The 22,029-nt window shown below is 35.9% G+C and carries 27 protein-coding genes; 1 reads left to right on the plus strand and 26 read right to left on the minus strand.

Going from position 1 to position 22,029, the window contains the following annotated elements:
* Positions 1 to 19: 19 nt before the first annotated feature.
* The 11 genes from SBH76_RS03480 to rpmG all read right to left on the minus strand — a co-directional run bounded on the left by SBH76_RS03480 (position 20) and on the right by rpmG (position 9,529).
* On the minus strand, positions 20 to 2,629 hold the full coding sequence (locus tag SBH76_RS03480) for a translation factor GTPase family protein (protein WP_317976789.1): 2,610 nt from the start codon (positions 2,627 to 2,629) through the stop codon (positions 20 to 22).
* Positions 2,630 to 2,638: 9 nt separating this feature from the next.
* Positions 2,639 to 3,106: a Cys-tRNA(Pro) deacylase gene (gene ybaK, locus SBH76_RS03485; protein ID WP_317976790.1), complete on the minus strand. Its 468-nt coding sequence runs from the start codon at positions 3,104 to 3,106 to the stop codon at positions 2,639 to 2,641.
* 24 nt (positions 3,107 to 3,130) lie between these two features.
* Positions 3,131 to 4,495, minus strand: a complete 1,365-nt coding sequence (radA, locus tag SBH76_RS03490) for a DNA repair protein RadA (protein ID WP_317976791.1) — start codon at positions 4,493 to 4,495, stop codon at positions 3,131 to 3,133.
* Between the two features lie 54 nt (positions 4,496 to 4,549).
* On the minus strand, positions 4,550 to 4,960 hold the full coding sequence (locus SBH76_RS03495; RefSeq protein WP_007591309.1) for a hypothetical protein: 411 nt from the start codon (positions 4,958 to 4,960) through the stop codon (positions 4,550 to 4,552).
* A 302-nt stretch (positions 4,961 to 5,262) separates the two neighbouring features.
* Positions 5,263 to 6,918 carry a leucine-rich repeat domain-containing protein gene (locus tag SBH76_RS03500; protein WP_317976792.1) on the minus strand — a complete coding sequence of 552 codons (1,656 nt, stop codon included), beginning with the start codon at positions 6,916 to 6,918 and terminating at the stop codon, positions 5,263 to 5,265.
* A gap of 203 nt (positions 6,919 to 7,121) precedes the next feature.
* Positions 7,122 to 7,310, minus strand: coding sequence for a hypothetical protein (locus SBH76_RS03505; RefSeq protein ID WP_317976793.1), 189 nt, complete (start codon positions 7,308 to 7,310; stop codon positions 7,122 to 7,124).
* A gap of 96 nt (positions 7,311 to 7,406) precedes the next feature.
* The gene (gene rplA / locus SBH76_RS03510) at positions 7,407 to 8,102 is read right to left on the minus strand and encodes a 50S ribosomal protein L1 (protein ID WP_007591304.1); all 696 of its coding nucleotides are present in this window, start codon (positions 8,100 to 8,102) and stop codon (positions 7,407 to 7,409) included.
* 17 nt (positions 8,103 to 8,119) lie between these two features.
* Positions 8,120 to 8,545, minus strand: coding sequence for a 50S ribosomal protein L11 (gene rplK, locus SBH76_RS03515; protein WP_009662424.1), 426 nt, complete (start codon positions 8,543 to 8,545; stop codon positions 8,120 to 8,122).
* 71 nt (positions 8,546 to 8,616) lie between these two features.
* Positions 8,617 to 9,150 (minus strand): transcription termination/antitermination protein NusG, encoded by a 534-nt coding sequence (gene nusG, locus SBH76_RS03520; protein WP_007591300.1) that lies wholly within the window; start codon positions 9,148 to 9,150, stop codon positions 8,617 to 8,619.
* A gap of 8 nt (positions 9,151 to 9,158) precedes the next feature.
* Positions 9,159 to 9,356: a preprotein translocase subunit SecE gene (gene secE, locus SBH76_RS03525; protein ID WP_007591298.1), complete on the minus strand. Its 198-nt coding sequence runs from the start codon at positions 9,354 to 9,356 to the stop codon at positions 9,159 to 9,161.
* Positions 9,357 to 9,364: 8 nt separating this feature from the next.
* Positions 9,365 to 9,529 (minus strand): 50S ribosomal protein L33, encoded by a 165-nt coding sequence (rpmG, locus tag SBH76_RS03530; RefSeq protein ID WP_278321299.1) that lies wholly within the window; start codon positions 9,527 to 9,529, stop codon positions 9,365 to 9,367.
* 171 nt (positions 9,530 to 9,700) lie between these two features.
* Here rpmG and SBH76_RS03535 point away from each other — a divergent pair, with 171 nt between their 5' ends.
* Positions 9,701 to 10,789, plus strand: a complete 1,089-nt coding sequence (locus SBH76_RS03535) for a PTS sugar transporter subunit IIC (protein ID WP_007591297.1) — start codon at positions 9,701 to 9,703, stop codon at positions 10,787 to 10,789.
* Positions 10,790 to 10,838: 49 nt separating this feature from the next.
* On the opposite strand, the gene SBH76_RS03540 is transcribed toward SBH76_RS03535, so the two are convergent.
* The 15 genes from SBH76_RS03540 to SBH76_RS03610 all read right to left on the minus strand — a co-directional run bounded on the left by SBH76_RS03540 (position 10,839) and on the right by SBH76_RS03610 (position 22,011).
* A complete protein-coding gene (locus tag SBH76_RS03540) occupies positions 10,839 to 11,966 on the minus strand; it encodes a glycerate kinase family protein (protein WP_317976794.1) in 1,128 nt (375 codons plus the stop codon).
* An 80-nt stretch (positions 11,967 to 12,046) separates the two neighbouring features.
* Complete coding sequence (locus SBH76_RS03545; protein WP_317976795.1) at positions 12,047 to 12,787, minus strand: hypothetical protein; 741 nt, start codon at positions 12,785 to 12,787, stop codon at positions 12,047 to 12,049.
* 56 nt (positions 12,788 to 12,843) lie between these two features.
* Complete coding sequence (locus SBH76_RS03550; RefSeq protein ID WP_317976796.1) at positions 12,844 to 13,251, minus strand: hypothetical protein; 408 nt, start codon at positions 13,249 to 13,251, stop codon at positions 12,844 to 12,846.
* Between the two features lie 262 nt (positions 13,252 to 13,513).
* Positions 13,514 to 14,845, minus strand: coding sequence for a tagaturonate reductase (locus SBH76_RS03555; RefSeq protein ID WP_317976797.1), 1,332 nt, complete (start codon positions 14,843 to 14,845; stop codon positions 13,514 to 13,516).
* Positions 14,846 to 15,101: 256 nt separating this feature from the next.
* Complete coding sequence (locus tag SBH76_RS03560) at positions 15,102 to 15,368, minus strand: hypothetical protein (RefSeq protein ID WP_317976798.1); 267 nt, start codon at positions 15,366 to 15,368, stop codon at positions 15,102 to 15,104.
* A gap of 49 nt (positions 15,369 to 15,417) precedes the next feature.
* Positions 15,418 to 15,834 carry a 2-thiouracil desulfurase family protein gene (locus SBH76_RS03565; protein ID WP_317976799.1) on the minus strand — a complete coding sequence of 139 codons (417 nt, stop codon included), beginning with the start codon at positions 15,832 to 15,834 and terminating at the stop codon, positions 15,418 to 15,420.
* Positions 15,831 to 16,346: a GrpB family protein gene (locus SBH76_RS03570; protein ID WP_317976800.1), complete on the minus strand. Its 516-nt coding sequence runs from the start codon at positions 16,344 to 16,346 to the stop codon at positions 15,831 to 15,833. The genes SBH76_RS03565 and SBH76_RS03570 overlap by 4 nt, the downstream gene beginning before the upstream one ends.
* Positions 16,347 to 16,383: 37 nt before the next feature.
* Positions 16,384 to 16,890 (minus strand): GNAT family N-acetyltransferase, encoded by a 507-nt coding sequence (locus SBH76_RS03575; RefSeq protein WP_317976801.1) that lies wholly within the window; start codon positions 16,888 to 16,890, stop codon positions 16,384 to 16,386.
* 133 nt (positions 16,891 to 17,023) lie between these two features.
* Positions 17,024 to 17,338 (minus strand): hypothetical protein, encoded by a 315-nt coding sequence (locus tag SBH76_RS03580; RefSeq protein ID WP_317976802.1) that lies wholly within the window; start codon positions 17,336 to 17,338, stop codon positions 17,024 to 17,026.
* Between the two features lie 143 nt (positions 17,339 to 17,481).
* Positions 17,482 to 18,027: a DUF1697 domain-containing protein gene (locus SBH76_RS03585; protein WP_317976803.1), complete on the minus strand. Its 546-nt coding sequence runs from the start codon at positions 18,025 to 18,027 to the stop codon at positions 17,482 to 17,484.
* A 25-nt stretch (positions 18,028 to 18,052) separates the two neighbouring features.
* Complete coding sequence (locus SBH76_RS03590; RefSeq protein WP_317976804.1) at positions 18,053 to 18,598, minus strand: DUF6609 family protein; 546 nt, start codon at positions 18,596 to 18,598, stop codon at positions 18,053 to 18,055.
* 37 nt (positions 18,599 to 18,635) lie between these two features.
* Complete coding sequence (locus SBH76_RS03595) at positions 18,636 to 19,664, minus strand: S66 family peptidase (RefSeq protein ID WP_317976805.1); 1,029 nt, start codon at positions 19,662 to 19,664, stop codon at positions 18,636 to 18,638.
* A gap of 39 nt (positions 19,665 to 19,703) precedes the next feature.
* Entirely contained in the window at positions 19,704 to 20,339 is a 636-nt protein-coding gene (locus SBH76_RS03600; protein ID WP_317976806.1) for a hypothetical protein, read from the minus strand.
* Between the two features lie 167 nt (positions 20,340 to 20,506).
* Positions 20,507 to 21,469 (minus strand): ComEC/Rec2 family competence protein, encoded by a 963-nt coding sequence (locus SBH76_RS03605; RefSeq protein WP_317976807.1) that lies wholly within the window; start codon positions 21,467 to 21,469, stop codon positions 20,507 to 20,509.
* Positions 21,466 to 22,011, minus strand: coding sequence for a hypothetical protein (locus SBH76_RS03610; protein ID WP_009662573.1), 546 nt, complete (start codon positions 22,009 to 22,011; stop codon positions 21,466 to 21,468). The genes SBH76_RS03605 and SBH76_RS03610 overlap by 4 nt, the downstream gene beginning before the upstream one ends.
* Positions 22,012 to 22,029: the final 18 nt, after the last annotated feature.

Consider the following 22,029-nt stretch of genomic DNA (forward strand, 5'->3'; position numbering starts at 1 on the left):
GAAAGAGCCCCGGCATTTGCTAGGGCTCTTCTTTTTTACCAAGTCTGATGTTTTCTATTTTTTCTTTTAACTCTCCTTCTAAAGAATCAAACAATCTGTTTGTAACTGAAGTCTTTTCTATATGTTCTTTTCTGAAAGCCTCTTTGGTATCCTCAAGATTCTTTAAAAACTCCCTTGCAGAGATAAGTATTGCCCCCTTACCTCTTATAATAATCTGCTCAATACCGTCTGATGTTGCTACGGTGACATCATATCTTTTTATCATTTCATGTGTTGTCTTTTCTATATACTGATCGGCTGTTTCCGCAGTCTTTGTATATACCACATATACACCCGAGAAATTCTGCACCTCCGTAGGATGATTTACAAGTCTGTAGGCATCAAATACAACAATAATCTCATAATCCTTATAGGCATTATAATCTATAAGAAGTTCAACAAGTCTGTCTCTTGCCGCATCTATATTTATCTGTGCAAGTTCATTTAACGACTTTGAAGCAAAAATAATATTATATCCGTCAACCAGCAAGTAATGTCTCTTTTTTGCTCTTTCTTTATAAACATACTCTCTTTCAGGTGTTCTCTTTACAGGTGCATCCCAGTCTCCTATTCTTGGAGTCACCTTACCGTATGTTCTTTCAAATATGGCCAAAAGCTCTTCGCTGTCGGCTTTTGTGGCATCATAAGTGGAACGTACTGTCTCTATCTTCTCCTCTTTTTTTACAAGCTCAAACTTCTTTAAAGGCAAATGCATATAGTTAAATACTTCACTCCACGGCACTATAAAACTCTCGCCATGAGAACAAAATACGGAGTCCGGAGTATTCTTTGTATCAAACTCCGCAATATACGAACTGCTCTCTATAATCTCATCTGCATTATGGCATGGCAAAAATCCTCTTAGACTAAATCCTATCTGTCCAAGACCTTTGGTATATGATAAAAGCGTACTTCCATAGTTTTGTATATTGACGGTAGGTGCATATCCCGTCACTCTGAGAGTCTCTCCACCCTCATAGCTTATATCCTCTGCATTCATATTGTTTAAATCATTTAAAAGCCTACCAAGCGAAGTCATAGGTATGTTTATTTCAAAATCATAGTACGGCTCCAATAAAATTGATTTGGCATACATCAATCCATGCCTTACAGCTCTGTTTACAGCTTCAAGAAAATCTCCGCCCTCGGTATGCTTTTCATGCGCTTTACCTGCTACCAAGGTAAGCACCACATCAGTAAGCTCGCTGCCTGTAAGTACACCTCTAAACTTTGAAGATTCAACAATATTTCTTACCTGACTCTGATAATTTTTAGGAAGCTCATCATCCGACACCTCATTTACAAATACTATGCCGCTTCCTCTCTCGCCTTCACTGATAAGTATATGCACTTCGGCATAATGTCTTAAAGGCTCAAAGTGACCTACACCCTCGATATATCCTGCTATAGTTTCCTTATAAATAATACCGCCGTCTATAAAATCGCAGTTTAACCCGAGTCTCTCACCGATAAGATTTTTTATAAGATCTATCTGAACTTCACCCATCAAGTTTACCTTGATTTTAGCAAGTTCTTCATCATACTCCATTTTTATTTCAGGTATCTCATCAAATATCTGTAAAAGCTTCGGGTATATTTGATTTATACTTATATCGTCGGGGAATACCATATTGTAGCTGAGTACCGGTAAAAGCTTTTGTACAGGCCTTTTCACATCTCCGAATGTATCACCTGCATGAACTTTTGACAGTCCTGTTACTGCTATAATATCACCTGCAAAGGCATTTTCTATAGCTATGTATTTTTCACCGTCATAAGCTCTTATCTGATTTATCTTTTCATCAAAGAGTGTATCCTTTACCTTCAGGCTTCCACCAAGAAGCTTTATAAAGGAAAGTCTGTTTCCGTTTTCATCATATTTTATCTTGTATACTATTCCTGAAAGTTCATCCGAATACGTCTTTTCGTGTACATATTCTTTTATAATTTCAAGTATTCCTTCTATATTAATAAGTTTTAATCCGGAACCGAATATAGTAGGAAATACCTTTGAATTCTCTATACAAAAGCTTATATCGGATTTTGTTATATCTTCCCCTTCAATAAACTTTTCTATAAGGTCCTCATCACAGGCTGCAACCTCTTCTAAAAGCATCTTATTTTCCTTTGAAAAGTCCACTATATTTTTTGAAAGAGATTTTTTAAGACCCTCCAATACTTTAGCCTTGTCAAACTTATCACTGTCTATTTTATTTACAAATATTACAGTAGGTATATTTGCTTCTCTTAATAATCTGAAAAGAGTATGTGAATGTGATTGTACGCCTTCACTTCCGCTGATTACGAGAACTGCAATATCAAGTACGGAAATAGTTCTTTCCATTTCCGCACTGAAATCTACATGTCCCGGGGTATCAATTATATTTATTTCTATATCATCTATACTTGTTCTTGCAAGCTTTGAAAATATAGTTATTCCTCTTTTCCTTTCATATTCGTCATTATCCAAAAAGCTGTCCCCGAAATCCACTCTTCCTGTTTTTCTGAGCTTTCCTGTCTTGTAGAGTATCGCCTCTATCAATGTAGTTTTTCCGGCATCTACATGTGCCAACACACCGACATTTATCATGGACTTAACCTATGTCAATGCGGCAAAACTTACAGGCACAAATTTTTCAATTTCTTTTGGATCCATCTCCACCTGATAACCGATTTTGCCTGCACTGAATATAATATTTTCATAATCCAAAGCTGTTGAATCAACTACAGTGGTAAATCTCTTTTTCATACCTATCGGAGAACAACCCCCATGTATATATCCTGTAAGAGGCAATAAATCCTTTGACTTCAACATTTCTATAGATTTTTCACCTACAGCTTTTGCCGCCTCCTTTAAGTTAAGCTCCTCTGCCACCGGTATTACAAATACATAGTTTGCCTTACTCTTTCCAACTGTTACCAATGTCTTAAAAACCATTCTCTCATCCTGATTTAAGAGATTTGCAACTTCTACACCATTTGTAGCCGGAGTATCTATATACGAATAATGATTATACTTTATCTTCTTTTGATCCAAAAGTCTCATTACATTTGTTTTCTCATCCATTTTTTCTCTTTCCTTTAACTTTTATCAATTTAAAAGTGAGACCGCTTCATTTATATTTCTTACACCTATAAGCTTTATATTTCCCTTAAATGAAATCTTCTCAAGGCATACCATCGGTAAAATACAAATCTCAAATCCAAGCTTCATAGCCTCTCTAATCCTAATCTCAGGCATACTTACAGCTCTTACTTCGCCTGATAGTCCCACCTCTCCGAATATTACCGTCTTTTCATCTATTGTCCTGTTTTTCATACTTGAGATAAGCGACATAATAATTGACAAATCCAGTGCAGGCTCATTTATTCTAAGTCCACCGGCTATATTTATATATGCATCATATCTGCTCATTGCAAGTGCACATCTTTTTTCTATAACCGCCATCAAAAGATTTATTCTGTTTACATCCGTTCCGGTGGAAGTTCTCCTCGGAAGTCCGAACGCCGTGGGTACCACCAAAGCCTGTACTTCAACCAGTATCGGTCTTGTCCCCTCCATCAAACAAGCTACGGCCGCTCCTGTAGCATTCTGCGGTCTGCCGGATAGCATAAATTCGGAAGGATTTTTTACTTCTATAAGTCCCACCTGCTGCATTTCAAATACACCTATCTCATTTGTAGAACCGAATCTGTTCTTGACAGCACGGAGTATTCTGTATGAAGCAAATCTGTCACCTTCAAAATATAGTACCGTATCTACCATATGCTCAAGCACTCTCGGACCTGCAACCTGTCCTTCTTTTGTTACATGTCCGACTATAAATATAGCAATATTATTTTCCTTTGCCACCTGCATTAATAGATTTGTGGATTCTCTTACCTGACTTACACTACCCGGAGCCGACGCCACCTCTTCATTAAACATAGTCTGTATAGAGTCTATGACTACCACATCCGGCTTTTCACTCAGCACGGTTTCTTTTATAATATTGAGATTGGTCTCACATAGAAAACTTAAATTATCTGTGATTTCTCCCACTCTCTTTGCTCTCATCTTTATCTGCTTTAAACTCTCCTCACCTGAGATATAAAGCACTGTTCTGTTATCATCCGATATGTTCTTACAAACCTGAAGCAATAATGTGGACTTTCCAATTCCCGGATCTCCACCTACCAAAACAAGTGAACCTCTTACCACTCCACCGCCAAGTACTCTGTCAAGTTCCTCAAAACCTGTCTTAAATCTGTCCTCATCTTCCAGCTGTATTTCAGACAGCTTAGCAGGCTTTTTATATGTATTTGCAGATATTCCTCTGCTTACCGTCTTTGTCTTTGCTACAGGCTCTTCCACAAGACTGTTCCATGCCTTACACATAGGGCATTGTCCCAACCATTTCGGTGACTCATATCCGCATTCCTTACAAAAGAATGCACTGGACTTTGCTTTTGCCATAAAAACCTTTCTATTTAAAATGGGCATATCCGGCTTACCGATATGCCCATGCAACTATCTTTTTTTGATTAAAACCTTTGATCCGTTCTCACTTAGCTCAACACTAAATATAAGCTTACCTGATAGATTGGTCTTCATGCCTCCGATACTTACATCATCGACATAAACCTCATATTCCGTATCTTCTTCCAAGCCGATAGTTATTTGAGTATCCCCAAAACCGTATATATCAAAAGAAGTTATATTTGGTGTGGTTTCAAATTCCATTACTGTACTACCCGGAACCGATTCATACACAAAAGCCGAATTTCTTTCAAGCTTTGTTATCTCCTTAAATGTCTTTACCTTATATACGTCCCCCTCATGTGCAAAATCTTCTACCTTTGATTTTGTACCAAGAATATAATTTCCAAAACTAAGTTTACCATCCGCCTCTTTGCAAATCAGACTCTCTACTACAGGCATATAAACCTCCTACCAAGCTATGTTTTTGTAGAAATAGTATACAACATTTGGAAAGTTCAAACAAGTATATTATTGAGAATTAACATCTATTTTAGCTTCTATAGCCGGTTCATACTCATCAATCCAATCCCGGCTTTGTACACAAGCTACAAAATCCTTATTATCTGATAGGTGTATAGTATTCTCTTTGCCTTAACATAATAACACTGTGTATATACTGTGTCAATTTTACGAAAGGCAGTTATTTATTTTGAACATAGCTGTCCTCTCCTCTGATTTCGCTTTATCTATGATAAATGAATTTAATAGTATATAACTTTAGGATGTGCACCTCCAAAATTAATTGATTTTTTTACTTTTTCAAATTTATTTTTTATGTTTAAAGGTACCTCTATTTGCTTCAGATTCTTACATATCTCCAGAGCGGAGCTGTCTATATACTTTATACTTTCGGGAAATCTTATTTTTTCAAGACTTTCACAATATGAAAAAGCGGCAAAATATACCTCTTCAAGACTTGAAGGTAAAGTGATTTCTATTAAATTAGAGCAACCCCAAAATACTCCCATATTCAATATTTTGATATCACAACCTTCCTTAAATACAACTTTTTCAAGTGACTCACAATCTTCAAAGGCTTTTCCACCCAGATAAGTGGTACTCTCAGGAATCTCTATTTCTTTAAGGCTTGTACATTCCTTAAAGGCTTCCTCATAAATTTTTTTAATATTGCTTTCTTCCTCAAATATACACTCCTTTAAATTTGTGCATCCGCTAAAAGCTTTCCTACCTATAATTTCTACACTTTTTGGAATCTCAATCTTTTCTATTTTTTCAGAGTTTAAAAACATCTCATCATTTATATACTTTATTCCTTCTTTGATCTTTACATAGCCTTCCCCGTCTGTATATTCCAGGAGTATATTTTTAAAATATTTACATCCATATTCGTCTTTTTCCAGATGCTCAAGCCAGTATGTATTTTCAAATGCTCCTACACCTACTGTATCCGGATTTGTTTCCATTTCCACATACGATAAATTTCTGCAATTTGCAAAAGCTCCATCCCCTATAGCCACAATACTTTCAGGCAATACAACCGTAAGTAAAGAGTCTAATTCTGCACAGGATTTACTTGCAATCACTCTTGTACCCTCTCTTACTATTATTTTACTGTCTTTATTCTCATATTTTATAAGTGCATCACCTATATATATTCCATTTTCATCTTCCCCAATTCCTCTTTCATAATACTTTGTACCTTCAAATGTACCTTCCTCAATATATTTTATTCCCTTAGACATATATATTTCAGAAAGTTTTTTACAACCTTTGAACGCATAGGAATTTATCCGCTCGACTGAATCCGGGATTTCTATACTCTGTATTTTTTCGCAGTCTGAAAAGGCTTCACTTCCTATATTTTTTAAACCTTCATTCAGCTCTATTTCTTTCAATTCTTTACAGTTTGAAAATGCAGACTCGTCAACCTCATTTACTCCCGGAGGAATATTTATTTTTTCCAAAGCAATACAATCTTTAAATGTTGCAGCATTTATTTTCTCCAAACCTTCGGGTAATTCCACATTTTTTAAACTTGAACATTCATAAAATGCCCCCATACCTATATCTTTTACATTTTCCGGTATTTTAATATGCTTAAGTTTTCCACAGCCCATAAATGAAAGTTCTCCAATACTTTCAAGTGTATCAGGTAATTCCACAACTTCAATATTCTCACAGCCTAAAAAGGCATACGTAGATATTGATTTAACTCCTGCAGGAACAGTTAATTCTTTTAGACTGAGTTTACTCTCAAATAGACCGTCTTCAACACCATAGAATATATTATTCTTTATAATTATTTTTCTTTTCACATGTGTAATTACATATTGTGCAAAAAACAACACAAACAATAATATTGTAATAGTCAGTCTGAATTTTACTCCTTTGCCCATAAGCATATCCCCTATATATTCTCAAATATTTTAAATATTTATTTAGTTGTAAATATAATCACGTTATAACATCCGAATTTTCTTACCTATATGTTAATATATACATATACTATTTTCAAGTTTTAAAATCAAATTATCTATTTTAACTATAACTTTGGCAACAGTGACTTTATACCGGCATCATTGTTTCTATTACTCCCGCCTTAATCTACATACCTTGCCGCCGGCTTATTAGAATCGTTTTGATCTTCTCTATTGTTGTTCCCTTTATTAGCTATCTTTCTAACAGCATTACCTGTCAATCTAAATGCACCTCTCATAAGCATGCGCATTAGATAACGAAGTCCGAAACCTATCACAAATAAAAGTATAACACCTAAAACTTTTTCCATTACATACTCCAATCTGAAATTTTTGTCTATACAGTAAAACTGCCACATACTCTTTACGAGTACATGGCAGTCTGCGCGTCTTTATTATATTAGCTATTAGCCTGTAATTTTAGCAACGTTGAGTCTGATTCCCGGACCCATTGTTGATGTTAAAACTACACTCTTAAGATAAGCACCCTTAACTGTGCTTGGTTTTGCCTTATTGATAGCATCCATAATGCTCTGGAAGTTCTCCAAAAGCTGCTGCTCACTGAATGAAGCCTTTCCTACAGGTACGTGAACGAGGTTTGTCTTATCAAGACGATACTCTACCTTACCTGCTTTGATGTCTGCGATAGCCTTTGTAACATCCATTGTAACTGTACCTGCCTTAGGGTTCGGCATAAGTCCCTTAGGTCCGAGTACCTTACCAAGGCGTCCTACAACGCCCATCATATCAGGTGTTGCAACGATAACATCAAAATCTAACCAACCGTCATTCTGGATCTTTGGAATAAGCTCCTCTGCTCCAACATAGTCAGCTCCGGCAGCCAAAGCCTCATCAGCCTTTGGTCCCTTTGCGAATACTAAGATTTTTACAGTCTTACCTGTTCCGTGTGGTAGAACTACTGCACCACGAATCTGCTGGTCTGCATGACGTCCGTCAAGACCTGTTCTTATATGTAATTCTATTGTTTCATCGAACTTAGCAACTGCTGTCTTCTTAATTAAAGCTACTGCCTCGCTTGCATCATACTGTACGCTACGATCAACTAATTTGGCAGCTTCAACATATCTTTTTCCGTGTTTCATGTATATTACCTCCTAAATTAGTCTTCTACTGTGATACCCATTGAGCGGGCTGTACCTGCTATCATAGAGATAGCTGAATCAATATTTGCTGCGTTAAGATCAGGCATCTTAAGAGTAGCGATTTCCTCAAGCTGTGCTCTTGTAATCTTAGCTACCTTTGTCTTGTTAGGTACGCCTGAACCTGAAGCGATTTTACATGCTTTCTTAAGTAAAACTGCAGCCGGTGGAGTCTTAGTTATGAAACTAAAGCTTCTATCTGCATAAACTGTGATAACAACAGGGATGATTAAGTCTCCCTGATCTGCTGTTCTTGCATTAAACTGCTTTGTAAACTCAACTATGTTTACACCATGCTGTCCGAGAGCCGGACCGACAGGTGGAGCCGGTGTTGCTTTACCAGCAGGTATCTGCAATTTGATATATCCTGTAACTTTCTTTGCCATATGGCACCTCCTTGTGGTAATTTCGGGGATTTCCCTCCCACGCATTTAAATAAATGCAACTATGTAATAAATTACATCTTCTTAACTTCTGTGAACTCGAGCTCTACTTTTGTCTCGCGTCCAAACATTTCTACGTTAATAGAAACAGTTTTCCTCTTTTCGTTGACAGCGGTAATCACTCCCACGGTATCCTTCCATGCTCCGCTGATGACTGTAACCATATCGCCTTCCTTAAGGTCAACCTCAAGTCTTGCTTCAGGCTTTGCGGCATTGCCGCTGTAGCCAAGTGCTACAAGTTCATCTTCGGTGAGTGGTACCGGCTTGCTTCCCGGGCCTACGAAACCTGTAACGCCTCTGGTATTCCTTACAACATACCAGGTTTCATCATTCATATACATATGTATAAGAACATATCCGGGGAAAAGTTTTTTATCTGACGATTTTTCGACACCATTTTTTACTTCAAGTATGGTCTCCATAGGAACCGTAACCTCAAGTATCTGATCTTGAAGTCCGCGATTCTCAATTGTCTTTTCAATATCTACTTTTACTTTATTCTCATAGCCTGAATAAGTATGGGCTACGAACCATTGTGCCTCTGCCATATTTTCACCTATTTAAGAACAAAGTTTAGTAAAAATTTGAAGATAAAGTCAAGTATTGATATTATAATACCAAGTACAATAGATGATGAAATAACAGCAATAGTCTGCTTTACAATATCATCCTTTGTCGGCCATACTATCTTTTTAAACTCTGTCTTTATTCCCTTCCAAAAGTCAGATATCTTTCCGCTTTTTCCTTCAGCCATAATTACTCCTATTTTGTTTCCTTATGCACTGTATGAGTTCTACAGAACCTACAATACTTTTTAATTTCCATACGGTCAGGATGATTTTTCTTATCCTTTGTCGTATTATAGTTTCTCTGCTTGCACTCTGTACAAGCAAGTGTTATCTTTGTACGCACAATCTCCACCTCCATTGTTCGAATTAGACTTGAAAATCCAAAAAAAAAGGACTTTGCATCCTTAATCCTTAGTATTCTATCATATACAAGTATAACCGTCAATATATAAATATTTTTTCTTGACAAATTTCAATTTAATCCTAGAATAAACATTGAAACAAAAATACACGTCTATGGAGGACTTCTATGGAAAAGCTAAAATTATTTTTCAAAAGGAAAGATATTGTAATTTCAGCCAAGCGTTACGGCATTGATGCATTGGGCGCTATGGCACAGGGACTGTTTTGTTCACTGCTTATAGGTACTATTATAAATACTGTAGGTAAGCAATTTCAAATTTCTTTTCTTACGAGTACGGTTGCTACTATTGCAGGGGTTGAATATACTGTAGGATCTCTGGCAAGTGCTATGAGCGGTCCGGCAATGGCTGTTGCTATCGGCTATGCACTCAATACTCCGCCACTTGTACTATTTTCTTTGATTACTGTAGGTTTCGCTTCCAATGCACTGGGGGGTGCAGGCGGACCATTGGCAGTATTATTTGTTGCTATTATAGCGTCTGAAGTCGGAAAAATGGTTTCAAAGGAAACCAAGATAGATATTCTTGTTACACCTCTTGTAACGATATCTGTCGGTATCTTCTTATCCGCTATACTTGCTCCAACTCTTGGAAAAGCCGCTATGAAACTTGGAACAGTGATTATGTGGGCTACAAGCCTTCAACCTTTCCTTATGGGTATACTGGTTTCACTCCTTGTCGGTGTAGCACTTACACTTCCTATATCATCGGCAGCCATTTGTGCGGCTCTTGGACTTACAGGACTTGCAGGCGGTGCCGCTTTGGCAGGCTGCTGTGCACAGATGGTCGGCTTTGCAATTATTTCATTTCCCGAGAACAAATGGTCAGGACTTATATCTCAAGGTATTGGAACATCCATGTTGCAAATGGGCAATATAGTAAAGAATCCACGCATTTGGATTGCACCATGTATTACATCAATGATTACAGGACCTATTGCTACATGTATATTTAAACTGCAAATGAACGGTGCTGCCGTATCATCAGGTATGGGTACATGCGGTCTTGTAGGGCAGATCGGAGTGTATACAGGTTGGGTAAGCGATATTGCAAACGGAAGCAAAGCTTCCATTACTTCATTTGACTGGATAGGACTTATATTTATATCATTTGTTCTTCCGGCTGTTATCACACCTGTTATTCATATGTTCGTGAAAAAGATGGGTCTGGTAAAGACAGGTGATCTTAAATTATAAAACTAATCCTCGGGATTTGGTGAATTCCAAAATCCCGAGGATTTTATTTTTACAATAACCTGAATACCTGCTCCGCAGTATCTGTCAGATTCTTCTTTGCAGTATCTGTTTGCATCGCTTCTTCCAATGTAACTATTCTTCTTAAGATAGGAAAGAAGGCGTCAATACCGTGTTCATTACAAACTCCTGCATCCTCTGTTACACTTCCTGAGAATGCTATAACTTTTTTGTTATACTTCTTTGCGATGTTTGCTACACCTACAGGAGCCTTTCCCATAACTGTCTGATGATCGAGTCTGCCCTCTCCTGTAACCACTATATCCGCATCCTTTACATATTCCTCAAGCTTTGTCTCACCAAGGACTATTTTTATTCCCGATTCAAGCTTTGAATTTGTAAAGTTAAAGAATGCATATCCAAGTCCGCCTGCCGCACCGGTTCCGGGATATTCACTGTCTGCAGTAGGATATTTTTCTTTTACAATTTTTGAATAGTTCTTAAGCCATCCGTCCATATCAGCTACCATTTCCTTGGTAGCACCCTTTTGAGGTCCGTATATTGCAGAACATCCCAAATCTCCGCATAAAGGATTGTTTACATCACATGCCACTCTGAAATAACATTCCGAAAGCTCTTTTATTACATTCTCATCTCTTATGCTTACAATATCTCTGACACCGCTTGCTCCAAATCCCACCTGATTACCTTCTTTATCAAGGAACTCATACCCCAGTGCCTGAAGCATTCCTATTCCACAGTCATTTGTTGCGGAACCGCCTATTCCAACCACAAAATGTCTGCAGCCTTTATTTATGGCATCCTTTATAAGCTCTCCTACTCCGAATGTTGTAGTATATAAAGGGTTCTTTTCATTACCGTTTACAAGTGTAATGCCTGCAGCCTGTGACATTTCTATTATAGCTGTTTTACTTGAATCGACTATTCCATAAACAGCGTTTACTTTTCTCCCTATAGGTCCTGTTACATCAACATTTATAAGTCTTCCACCCATACCGATGGAAAGAGCTTCCACAGTACCCTCACCACCGTCTGCAAGCGGTCTTATTTCAACTTCTGCATCCTTATGTGCGTTTCTTATTCCCTTTGATATAGCTTCACCTGCCTCCAAAGAAGACATACTTCCTTTAAATGAATCAATGGCAACAACAACTCTCATTTTGCTGTTTCTCCTTTCATCTGTACTGATGCAAGTTTATCATATAAATACATCAAAATACACTTAAAAAATCTACTAGTTTATAAAATAATTCTTATACTATATTTTTTATATAAAATAAATCCTACCGATAAAACAGCGATTATTCCCCCGATTAATACTATAATTGAATTGCCCACACTGATTTTATCTGAATTATATAAAGCTATAAATTTTTTGATTTCATCAAAGCTATACCAGCCCTTTTTTATGGAAATCTTATCTCTCTCAATATCGACTAAAACCCCTACTTTTAATGAATTATCATCAAAAACTTTCACCAACAATACTGATCCGAAGGGGGTGGCTCTGTCTGCCCCAAGCACGAGGATATTTGTCATTCCTGTATTGTATTGTTCACCTAAAAGCTCAGACATCAGAGCTATTGTTGTGTAATTTTTGTCCTCATAAATTAAATTTTCGGCTTCAAAAAGATTACCGTTTTTATCATACGAAAGTATTCTTTCCAAATATTCATTTGACGGCTTATATTCCGTCACAACCCAGTTGGAGTCCTTCATATCAATAGTATCTGTATTCGACTCAAAGACAAGTTTTCTAAGTTCATCCTCAGATTTAATTTTGCTGACAGTCACCGCATTATATACAAAGAATAGATCGGTATTATTTACAACATTTTGATTAGGCTCCCCATTTTTTGAAAGAGCATTTATCAAAACATCATTTGAAGGAGGAGTGATACCAAATGAATTGATGCAAATATTTAAAGAGAAAATACTAAAAAATATAAATACCGATATCTTTGCAGCTTTATTATTCATCTTAACCTCCATAAAACAATTAAATCAATAGACTGTGAAAATAATATTGATTACTCCTAATCATGTTTTTGTAGAACAAATGCTCCGCTTGAATTTCCCACTCTTGTATAATATTTTATCCCTACTCCCGGTGTAATAACACAAACTGTATTCTTATAATCATATATGGCGTATGAGCCGTTGTCCAATGTAATAGTACAAAAACTCTCACCGGGATCTATTGTATAGTTTCTATATTCACGGGTCTTTGTGTCCATATATGTCCCATCTCCATAGAAATCAGTTCCAAAAAAAGAAATAGCATCTGAATTCACTACATCAAAAATTTGATCTGCACAATATGTACTACCTATTGGCTTTTTTATAGAATTAAATCCATTAATACACAATATAAGAATTATTATAATAAATTCTATACTGCATATGGCAAATGCTATAATCCGCTCAATCGACTTTTTTTGCATAGGCATTTCCCCCATTTATTTCTTCCGACTCTTGATTAAACTGTATCTCACGTCCGATAGCTGTAGTTGTATGTGATGACACAAAATAACCGTCATTAACTCCTTCCTAATTAATTTTCACAGTCTATATATCTTGACTGAATTATATCACTCTTCATATTTTTTTCAATTGATATCTTCCCCGGGAATAAGAATTTGCAGCCAACACTAAAGCCTTTAGAACAAAATAAAAAAGGTGAAGTTTCCTCCACCTTTAAACAACTTATTTTAAGAGCTCATCATAGCAAGCCGCTACACCGTCTGTTTCTATCTTTTCAAACCATCTGTTTACGATATCATACATATCGCTAAGGTCTTCACCCCAGTAATCTTCTCTCTTTAAAATATCCGCTACCGAAGCGCTCTTCATAAACTGTACAATCTCTTCACCGTCATTTGCTTCGTCCGTCTTATAGAATGCAATAAGTGCAGCCAATGAAAAACTTAGTATCTCAGGATACTTTCCGTTTTCGGCCTTATATTCCAAGATTGTAGGAAGTACTCTTGCTCTGAACTTTGACACTGAATTAAGCGCAATTGATAAAAGCTGATGCTTGATAAAAGGATTTGAAAATCTCTCAAATACAGCCTCACCAAACTTCCTGTTGTCCTCGGTATCTCCTATTGTAGGTATTATTTCCTCAAACACAGATTTTCTAAGAAGTGATGATGCCTTTTCATCTTTCATGCATTCGCCTACCGTCTCAAGTCCGTACAATCTTGCAGCTAAGACCATTGAAGTATGTGCTCCGTTAAGTATACGAACCTTTCTCTTCTTATACGGATCCACATTGTCGGTCCAAACTACATTAAAGCCTGCCTTTTGCAGTGTAAGCTCATCTTCATGATTTCCCTGTATTACCCAAAGGTGGAAAATCTCGGCTGTATCCATCATATTGTCCTTTTGACCGATTCTCTCCTCAAGAGCTTTATGTTCATCTCTCGGAAATCCTGTAACAATTCTGTCTACCAATGTAGAGCAGAAGCTGTTTTCTTTTTCAAGCCATGAAGTAAAATCCGCTCCAAGCTCCCATTTGGAAGCATACTGCTTACAACATTTTAAAAGCTCTTCACCATTGTGATCTATAAGTTCGCATGAAAGTATAATAAATCCGGACAATCCTGCTTTAAATCTTTCATAAAGAAGCGTTGTTAGTTTTGCCGGAAAGCTGTTTGCGGGTGAATCAGAGAGTTTATTATCATCTTCATACACTATTCCTGCTTCTGTAGTATTTGACACAATAAATCTGAAATCAGGATTCTTTGCCAGACTCAAATATCCTTCATAGTCCTCATATGGATTGATACATCTGCTGATAACATCTATATGAGTATGTTCATCTACCACCTTACCGTTATCAACTCCTCTTAAGAAAAGATTGTATTCACAGTTTTGTGCTTCAAGCATCTCACACATACCCGTTTTTATAGGCTGAACGACAACTACAGAGCCTTCAAATAAGCCCTTATCATTTAATTTCTGGAAGAAATAGTCTACAAATCCTCTCAAAAAACCGCCTTCACCAAATTGGATGATTCTCTCTTTAGCCTTCATATTATACTCCTAATATTTTTTATTAACTACTGCAGCCATTGCCATCAGTAATCCGTTATCATTGAAATAATTTTACCTACTTCAATGTTATCTTTCAGCTTCCACATCTTAGCTTTATACATCGATATATTTGCTTCATATCTTCAGACTTTATTTTCTTTTTCGCCCTCTAATAATGTAAGCGTTTACATTTTTGAGTATATAATATTTGAAATTCTTTGTCAATCAAAAAAAGACAGCTAAAAACTGCCTATAATTACTCATCCTTCCAAATATATTTTTCAGGATTGCACCATCCACATATATAATCAAGCATATCCGCAAGCCACTCTTTTGATAATCCTTCCTCTAAGCTTTTATAATATTCAAAAAAAATATTATATACAGAATCTTTTGAAATTCCCAAATCATGTATAGCGATTAATAAATCATACCCCTGTTTACTGTAATCAGAAAATTTCGATTCTGTAACAGCTTTAGAAAGTTGTTTTATCTTATCAAATAATATATCAATATCATTCATTTGTTTACCTCTATATTTTGATTAAGAAAGCCGACAGCCCCCTGTCTATCTATAAATCCTCGACATCTATCGCCTTTATTCCGTTTCTCCTTAATAAATCTGCAAATACACCCTGTCCCGGTATAATTTTTCCTGAAAATGATCCGTCATATATTGCATTAACTCCACATGAGGGACTTCTGGACTGTAATATAACAATATCGGCATTTTGCTCTTTTACTGTCTCAAGTGCTCTCCTTGCTCCTTCATGGAATTCTTTATCAACAGATGTGCCGTCCTTGAGACTGACTATACCGTTTACTATTTCCGCAGGTTCTCTTGGAATGGGCAGTCCGCCAAGGACTTCCGGACAAACAGGTATTACCTCATGTCCTTTGGTATAATATCTTACCTTTTCACTGTAATTATTTCCGCCGTTATATTTACAATTTTCTCCAAGTAAACAGGCACTTACCGCTATTTTCATTCTAATAACCTACACTTCTTATAAATCTTTTCAATAATTTTTGATTTGAATTCCATATACTTATCTATATCATCAGGATAGAGTACTGCAGCCTGTTCTTTCACATTTGAATACTCAGCTGCTAAATCAGGATTATTTTTCAAAAAATTTCTAAATGTAATATGTTTGAAGAGTTCTTTGGAGTCTTGAGGACATACATATAAATGATGTGTCATCAATTCTTCTTTTCCGGAGTATGAAAAAGCTTCTCTACCTTCAATACCCAAATCCCCCTCGTATTCATATCCTTTTTTATTAAGTAATTCTTTAATAATTGCAAATTTGTCCTTTTCAATAACAATATCAAGATCAATGACGGGTTTTGCTGACAGTCCTTCAACTGATGTACTTCCAACATGTTCAATTTTGATTGAATTGTAAATGATATCTTTGCCTAATGAAGCTACTATCTTTTCATATTCATATTTCCATTGCGGATTCCATTTTTCTACTACGACTCTTTTTGTTCTCATTTACCGGTCATCTCCACAAATTCTAACTATTATTTCTCTATCTCAAATCCAAATACATTATATCAAAATCTATATATGAATCTCCTATTTTAAAATATGCCGGATAGGTTCCGATTTTTCTGAATCCGAACTTTTCATAGACATGAATTGCCCTAAAATTATCGCTTCTGACTTCAAGATTTATTATCTCAATACCATGTGACTTGGCATACTCTATCGCCATTTTAAGCAATCTGCTTCCAAGCCCTTTATTCCATTCGGATTTCAAAACCGTAATACCAAGTTCCGCCCTGTGATTCATCCTCCTTGGCAATCCGCTTAGGCTTACATCTCCAATAATTTCTCCATCTCTACATGCAAAAAATGAGCAGGATCTTTCATCTTTTAAAACAGAACGGATATATTCTTCCTCTCCTTCTACGGAAATCGGAAATCCCCCCGCTCCAAATGATAAATTATCTGTTTCCGATCCTATCTTTTTTGAATATTCTATTCTCGCCAAAGCATCCTCAGGAGAGGCTTCTTTTATAATTATATTGTCCATTTATCTTTCCTTCTCAATAATCTTAGCTGTCTTTTCAAATAAATTCCCACCATTATATTTACAATTTTCTCCAAGTAAACAGGCACTGACTGCTATCTCCATCCTCAATCCATTCTTCATAAATTATATATCACTATCCCTGTCTTCTGTTCGTATTATTGTAAAATAACTCTGCCAACTCTTTTGTAAGTTTACCCTCTTTTTCAAGTCTACTCACAAAGTTTTCTTCATATCTTTCAAAATCCTCTGCACATCCGACATTCCCTGCAAGGAGTAATAGGGCTTTTGATATCATTTCTTGGCTTTTATTTTCTCTAAATTCAGATTCTATGCATTCACATAAGCTATCCAAAACCTCATAATTTTCTTTTTCAGCCTTTTCAAAGTTTCCATTCCAATCTATCGAATCAAGCTTTTCTCTAAAATATCTTAAATCTTTACTATCCATACTTCTATAATAAATATACTTCGTCTAAAACTATCTTATGTCTTATATGTTAAATCCTAAATTAGTGAAGGGATTTATCCATCATTTCAGCTCTCTTTAATAAAAAACCAATAATACTATCCAAATACTCATCCATCTCTTTTTTATTTTCCGTTTTCAAGAATCTCTGCTATCTTTTCAAATGTATTTCCATTCCTTATTGTTACCTGCTTGTAAAAATCCTGTTTTATCAGCTTTTTGTGATAGGTGGTTTTCAGATATTCCGATTCATCATACTTTCCCCAAAATACAGCATTTTTTCCAATATAAACTATTTCATTATAAAATGTGGATTTATCTATAAAGTCAAGGATTTTACTTCTATCCAAATCATAAGAAAAGAATAAAACATCTCTTCTTGCCATTTCTTCATACCACCATTTGGGAAGGCTCTCCTTCTCTTTCAAGTACTCTTCTTTGCTTATTAAAGTAAAAGGGATTGAAAAGTCAAAGTTCATTTCCAATAAATGTTTTATCTTAGAGATACAACTTTCATAGGTTTCCCCACTGTTAAAAAATAAATTCCCGCTGTTAATATAAGAATCAACATCCTCAAATCCCAATTCAGTTAACAAAACTTTCAATTCACTCATAGCGACTTTATTCTTTCCACCAACATTTATACCACGCAATAAAAGTATATATCTCAACTTACTTACCTCTATACACTAAAAATCATTTCTGTTTTGACGGCTTTGAAAAAAACAACAGGTAAATTCCGAATATGAGCTTAATTGACGCATCAATATATGCAATCACAGTTACAGGAACGCCTGAGAAAATATATCCTGCCAAAATATTCAAAGTACAAACAGCACCTAAATAAATCATTGATTTTCCATGTACAAAGTAATACATAAAAAAGTGTATTGCTGTCGCCATCAATGCTCCCAACCAAATCAATCTCCAATTCTCATCGGCAAAGAAAGGTCCACCAAGTAGTGACATTAAAACAAGCAATAAAATGATCGCATATAATGACACTTTTCTCTGAAATTCAGAGGAACTTCCATAAGACAATTTATTTAGTACTTTTTTATTCATATTAACAGAAAAAAAGCTGATAATATATCCTATGCAAAACACCTGCATATTTATGATTTGTTTTCCGCCAACAAAAGTAGCCACTAAAATAACTGCTGCTACCAAAATCAACCATAAGCCACATGCCCTCTTATAATTGAATTCCAGCTTCTCGTTTTTATTATATTTTAAAAACACATAGCCTCCTTAAGTATTTCTGCAACAAGCATCCGATTTAATTATCAAAAACAATCACCTGCTTATCTACATTTACCTCGGCTTCAACTCCGAAAGGAATAATGCACCTTGGTGTTGCATGCCCCACATTTATATTATAGACAACGGATAAGTTTTTATCTCCGATTTCCTCAATTAAAATTTGCTTATACTCCTCATAATATACCTCATCTTGAGGCTTGCCGACTAAAACACCTGAGAGCACATCAAATATTCCGTAATCCTTTAAAGCTCCGATCATCTTTCTATATAGCTTCGGTTCAGGCTTTTCCTCACTTGTCTCCAATAATAAAATTTTATTCTCCCACTCCTTAAGACTTGGGAATAAATCATATTTTTTACAAAGAGATACCGTATCTTCAAATCTTGAATTATCAAATATATCATAGATTGAATCAATACAACCGCCCAAAATCTTACCTTTAAATACCGGCTTGCCGCAAAGTAATTCAAATCCGGTATTTTTATATTTTTCCATATCAACTCCGATAGAATTCTCACTGAAATCTTCTCTTTCCTTGTACCAAAACTCACTCGGACGTATTTCTTTTATTTTGCCTGTTGTGATAAGCTCCTCAAAGTATTTTTTTGTATATGGCAACATATCATTTGAGAGCTCACATATATCAGGTAAAAATGCCTGGCCGTAGAATGTTTTTATTCCCACTTTATTTAGCATAAAATGATTTTTGGTGGTATCTGAAAAGCCTAAGAATATTTTTTGTTTAACAGCCGCCTTAAGCTCATTGTTTTCAAAAAGATATGGCAAAAGTTTATATGTATCCACTCCTCCTATTGCACATAAAATCATATCAATAGAGTCATCCTTAAACGCTTCTATCAAGTCTTTAGCTCTACATTCGGGATGTTCTTTTATAAAGTCCATACCCTTAAGTGCATTAGGCAAAAATTCAACCTCAATACCGTATTTATTTAATCTTTCCAGACCTATTTTAAGTTCATGCTTAATAAAGCTTTCTCCTAAAACACCGCTTGATAAACTTACTATTCCTATTTTCTTTACCATAAGTACCTCCATATATTAGCCGTATTGTAAACCTGCCTTTTACCCTTTAACTCTTCCGCTTTCAATTTCTTCTTTTGTCATACCTGTAAGCTCTGTTATCCACAAACCTATATTATCTGAAAGTATGGAATCACAAATATATTCATCTTCACCATCCATATATTTACAAGTAAAAGCCGGCTCTCTTAAAGCAGCCTTATAAAAGCTCATTGCCATATCAGGCAGTTTATCAGGATCAAAACATAGAGAGAGTACATTTGCAATATTACCTCTGATATTGTCCAGGTCCATATCTTTTCTGTGATATTCTTCTCTCGCCTTTGAAATATAGCCTGTACAAAAAGCTTTCAGCAAGCTTTCATTTTGATAAATCTGCTTACAATTAAAATCAAAAATACTTCCTCCGGAAATTAAAAAGTTCAATAATTCCTCTAAACTTTCTGCAATTCTTCCTACTTCTCCCTCACTGCCGATAAACCCTATACTTTCATCATCTAGGAATACATATTCTCCACCACTTGCGTCACGTGCAAAGGCCTTACATTTCATAGAATAAATTTCATTATTTTCTAAAAACTCAACATCCTTGGTTTGCTTGTAAAAACAAATATCACACTCTTGCATAAGTAATGTATTTATCTCATTGTTATCCTTAATATATTCAAATAGATCCACTACTTTTACCTCCCTCAAAACATATAGTTCAAAAAGATTATACTACACAGTCATTATTATACTATCAATTTTCATAAATTCACTATATTATTTATCATTAAAACAAAAACCGGTACAAGTATTGAATCCACAACACCTGTACCGGTTCATCATTTTTGGGTATTAAATTATTTGATGGTCTGGTCTCCGTCCTTTATAACAAAGTTCTTCTTTGTTCCCAACTCTTCCATCCAGGATCTAACCTCAAGAGTCTTATAATTTCCGGTATTGTAACCTGAACCTCCGTCATTGTCCCAAAGCCACTCAGGAGCATTCCACATAGCTACCTTAGGTGCGATGAGCTCATAAACATCTTTGTTTACACCGTACTGACCGTGATGAGCCATCTGTACGATATCAGCCTTTAACTCTGAAGCAGGTACATCCGCCTTAAGTCTCTCACCTGCTGCAGGTCCCATATCTCCTAAGAATAATACTCTGGTACCGTTGTCAAAGTCTAATCTGAAAACTACGGATGAATTGTTGATAGAGTTTGACTCTATCCAATAAGGATCATTGAGTACATGTATGGCTACACCGTCTACATAGTAAACCTCACCCTTGCTTGTCATATGAGATACACCTGCAGGTAATTTTGCTATTGAGTTTCTGATAGTATTTACCATCTCGGCTCTATAGCTTTCATATTTGTCATACCATGCCTGCTCTCTTATGTTGTAGTAGAATGCATCTATCTGCAATCCCTCAAAACCGTTCTCTGCAAGCTTTGTAAATGCGCCGCCGTGATCGCTGTGAGGATGTGATAAAATCCATGCACTTACTTCATTACCGAAACTCTTTATAGTTTCTACCAAGTGTGGCTCATCATCCGGAAGACCTCCGTCTACTACAATAATCTTGCCGTTCTTTGTCTTAATGACAAAGCTCATCATCTGACTCTTTGTAGATGAGGTGAGCATATGGATTTCGGCACCGTTTAAATAAGTATCCGCATCTGCCGGTGCACCCATTACAACCTTAGGATACTTTGATGAACTCTTACCTATAACACCTGCAAATGATGTCATACTTGTACTAAGTACCATCAATGAACATAATGACGCCATCAGAATTTTCTTTAGAAGTTTCATTTATCCCCCTTTTTATTCTGTAATTCTAAGTTAGTATTAGTCCCTGCTTCAATAACCTGATTCACAATATATCTGGAGTTTTCCATAATATCATCTTCTCTAAAAAGCTGTACCTCAAGATCATACTTATCAAAGAGTCCGCCATAAGAGTTTTCGCTTGATTTTTCTATAGAAAAATCCTGAGTTGCGGCATAATCATTTACTGCTTTAATATATTCAGTTCCGTATGCCAATGCTTCATCATCACTGATTTCATTTGACAGTGACCATATAAGCAATACCCTATTTTCATCAGCCTTAAAAGCCATATCAATATAATCACTCATCGGGTATAGAGTTTTGTCATTGAATTGCTCTTCTGCGTCACTTCTTATTTGAGTCCAATCCAAAGTTATATTTTTTTGAGTTTCAAATACAGGCTCATCCACCTCTTTATTCATCGAGGAATCTCTGACGACTATATCCGAATTAGCACAGGCTCCTGAAGATAAGGCAAATATTATAGAAACAATTCCTATAATATGTCTTTTAAATTTAATCATACATGAATACCTTTCCTT

Origin of the sequence: Lachnoanaerobaculum sanguinis, from assembly GCF_033242365.1 — a bacterium.
Classification (GTDB): Bacteria; Bacillota; Clostridia; order Lachnospirales; family Lachnospiraceae; genus Lachnoanaerobaculum; species Lachnoanaerobaculum sanguinis.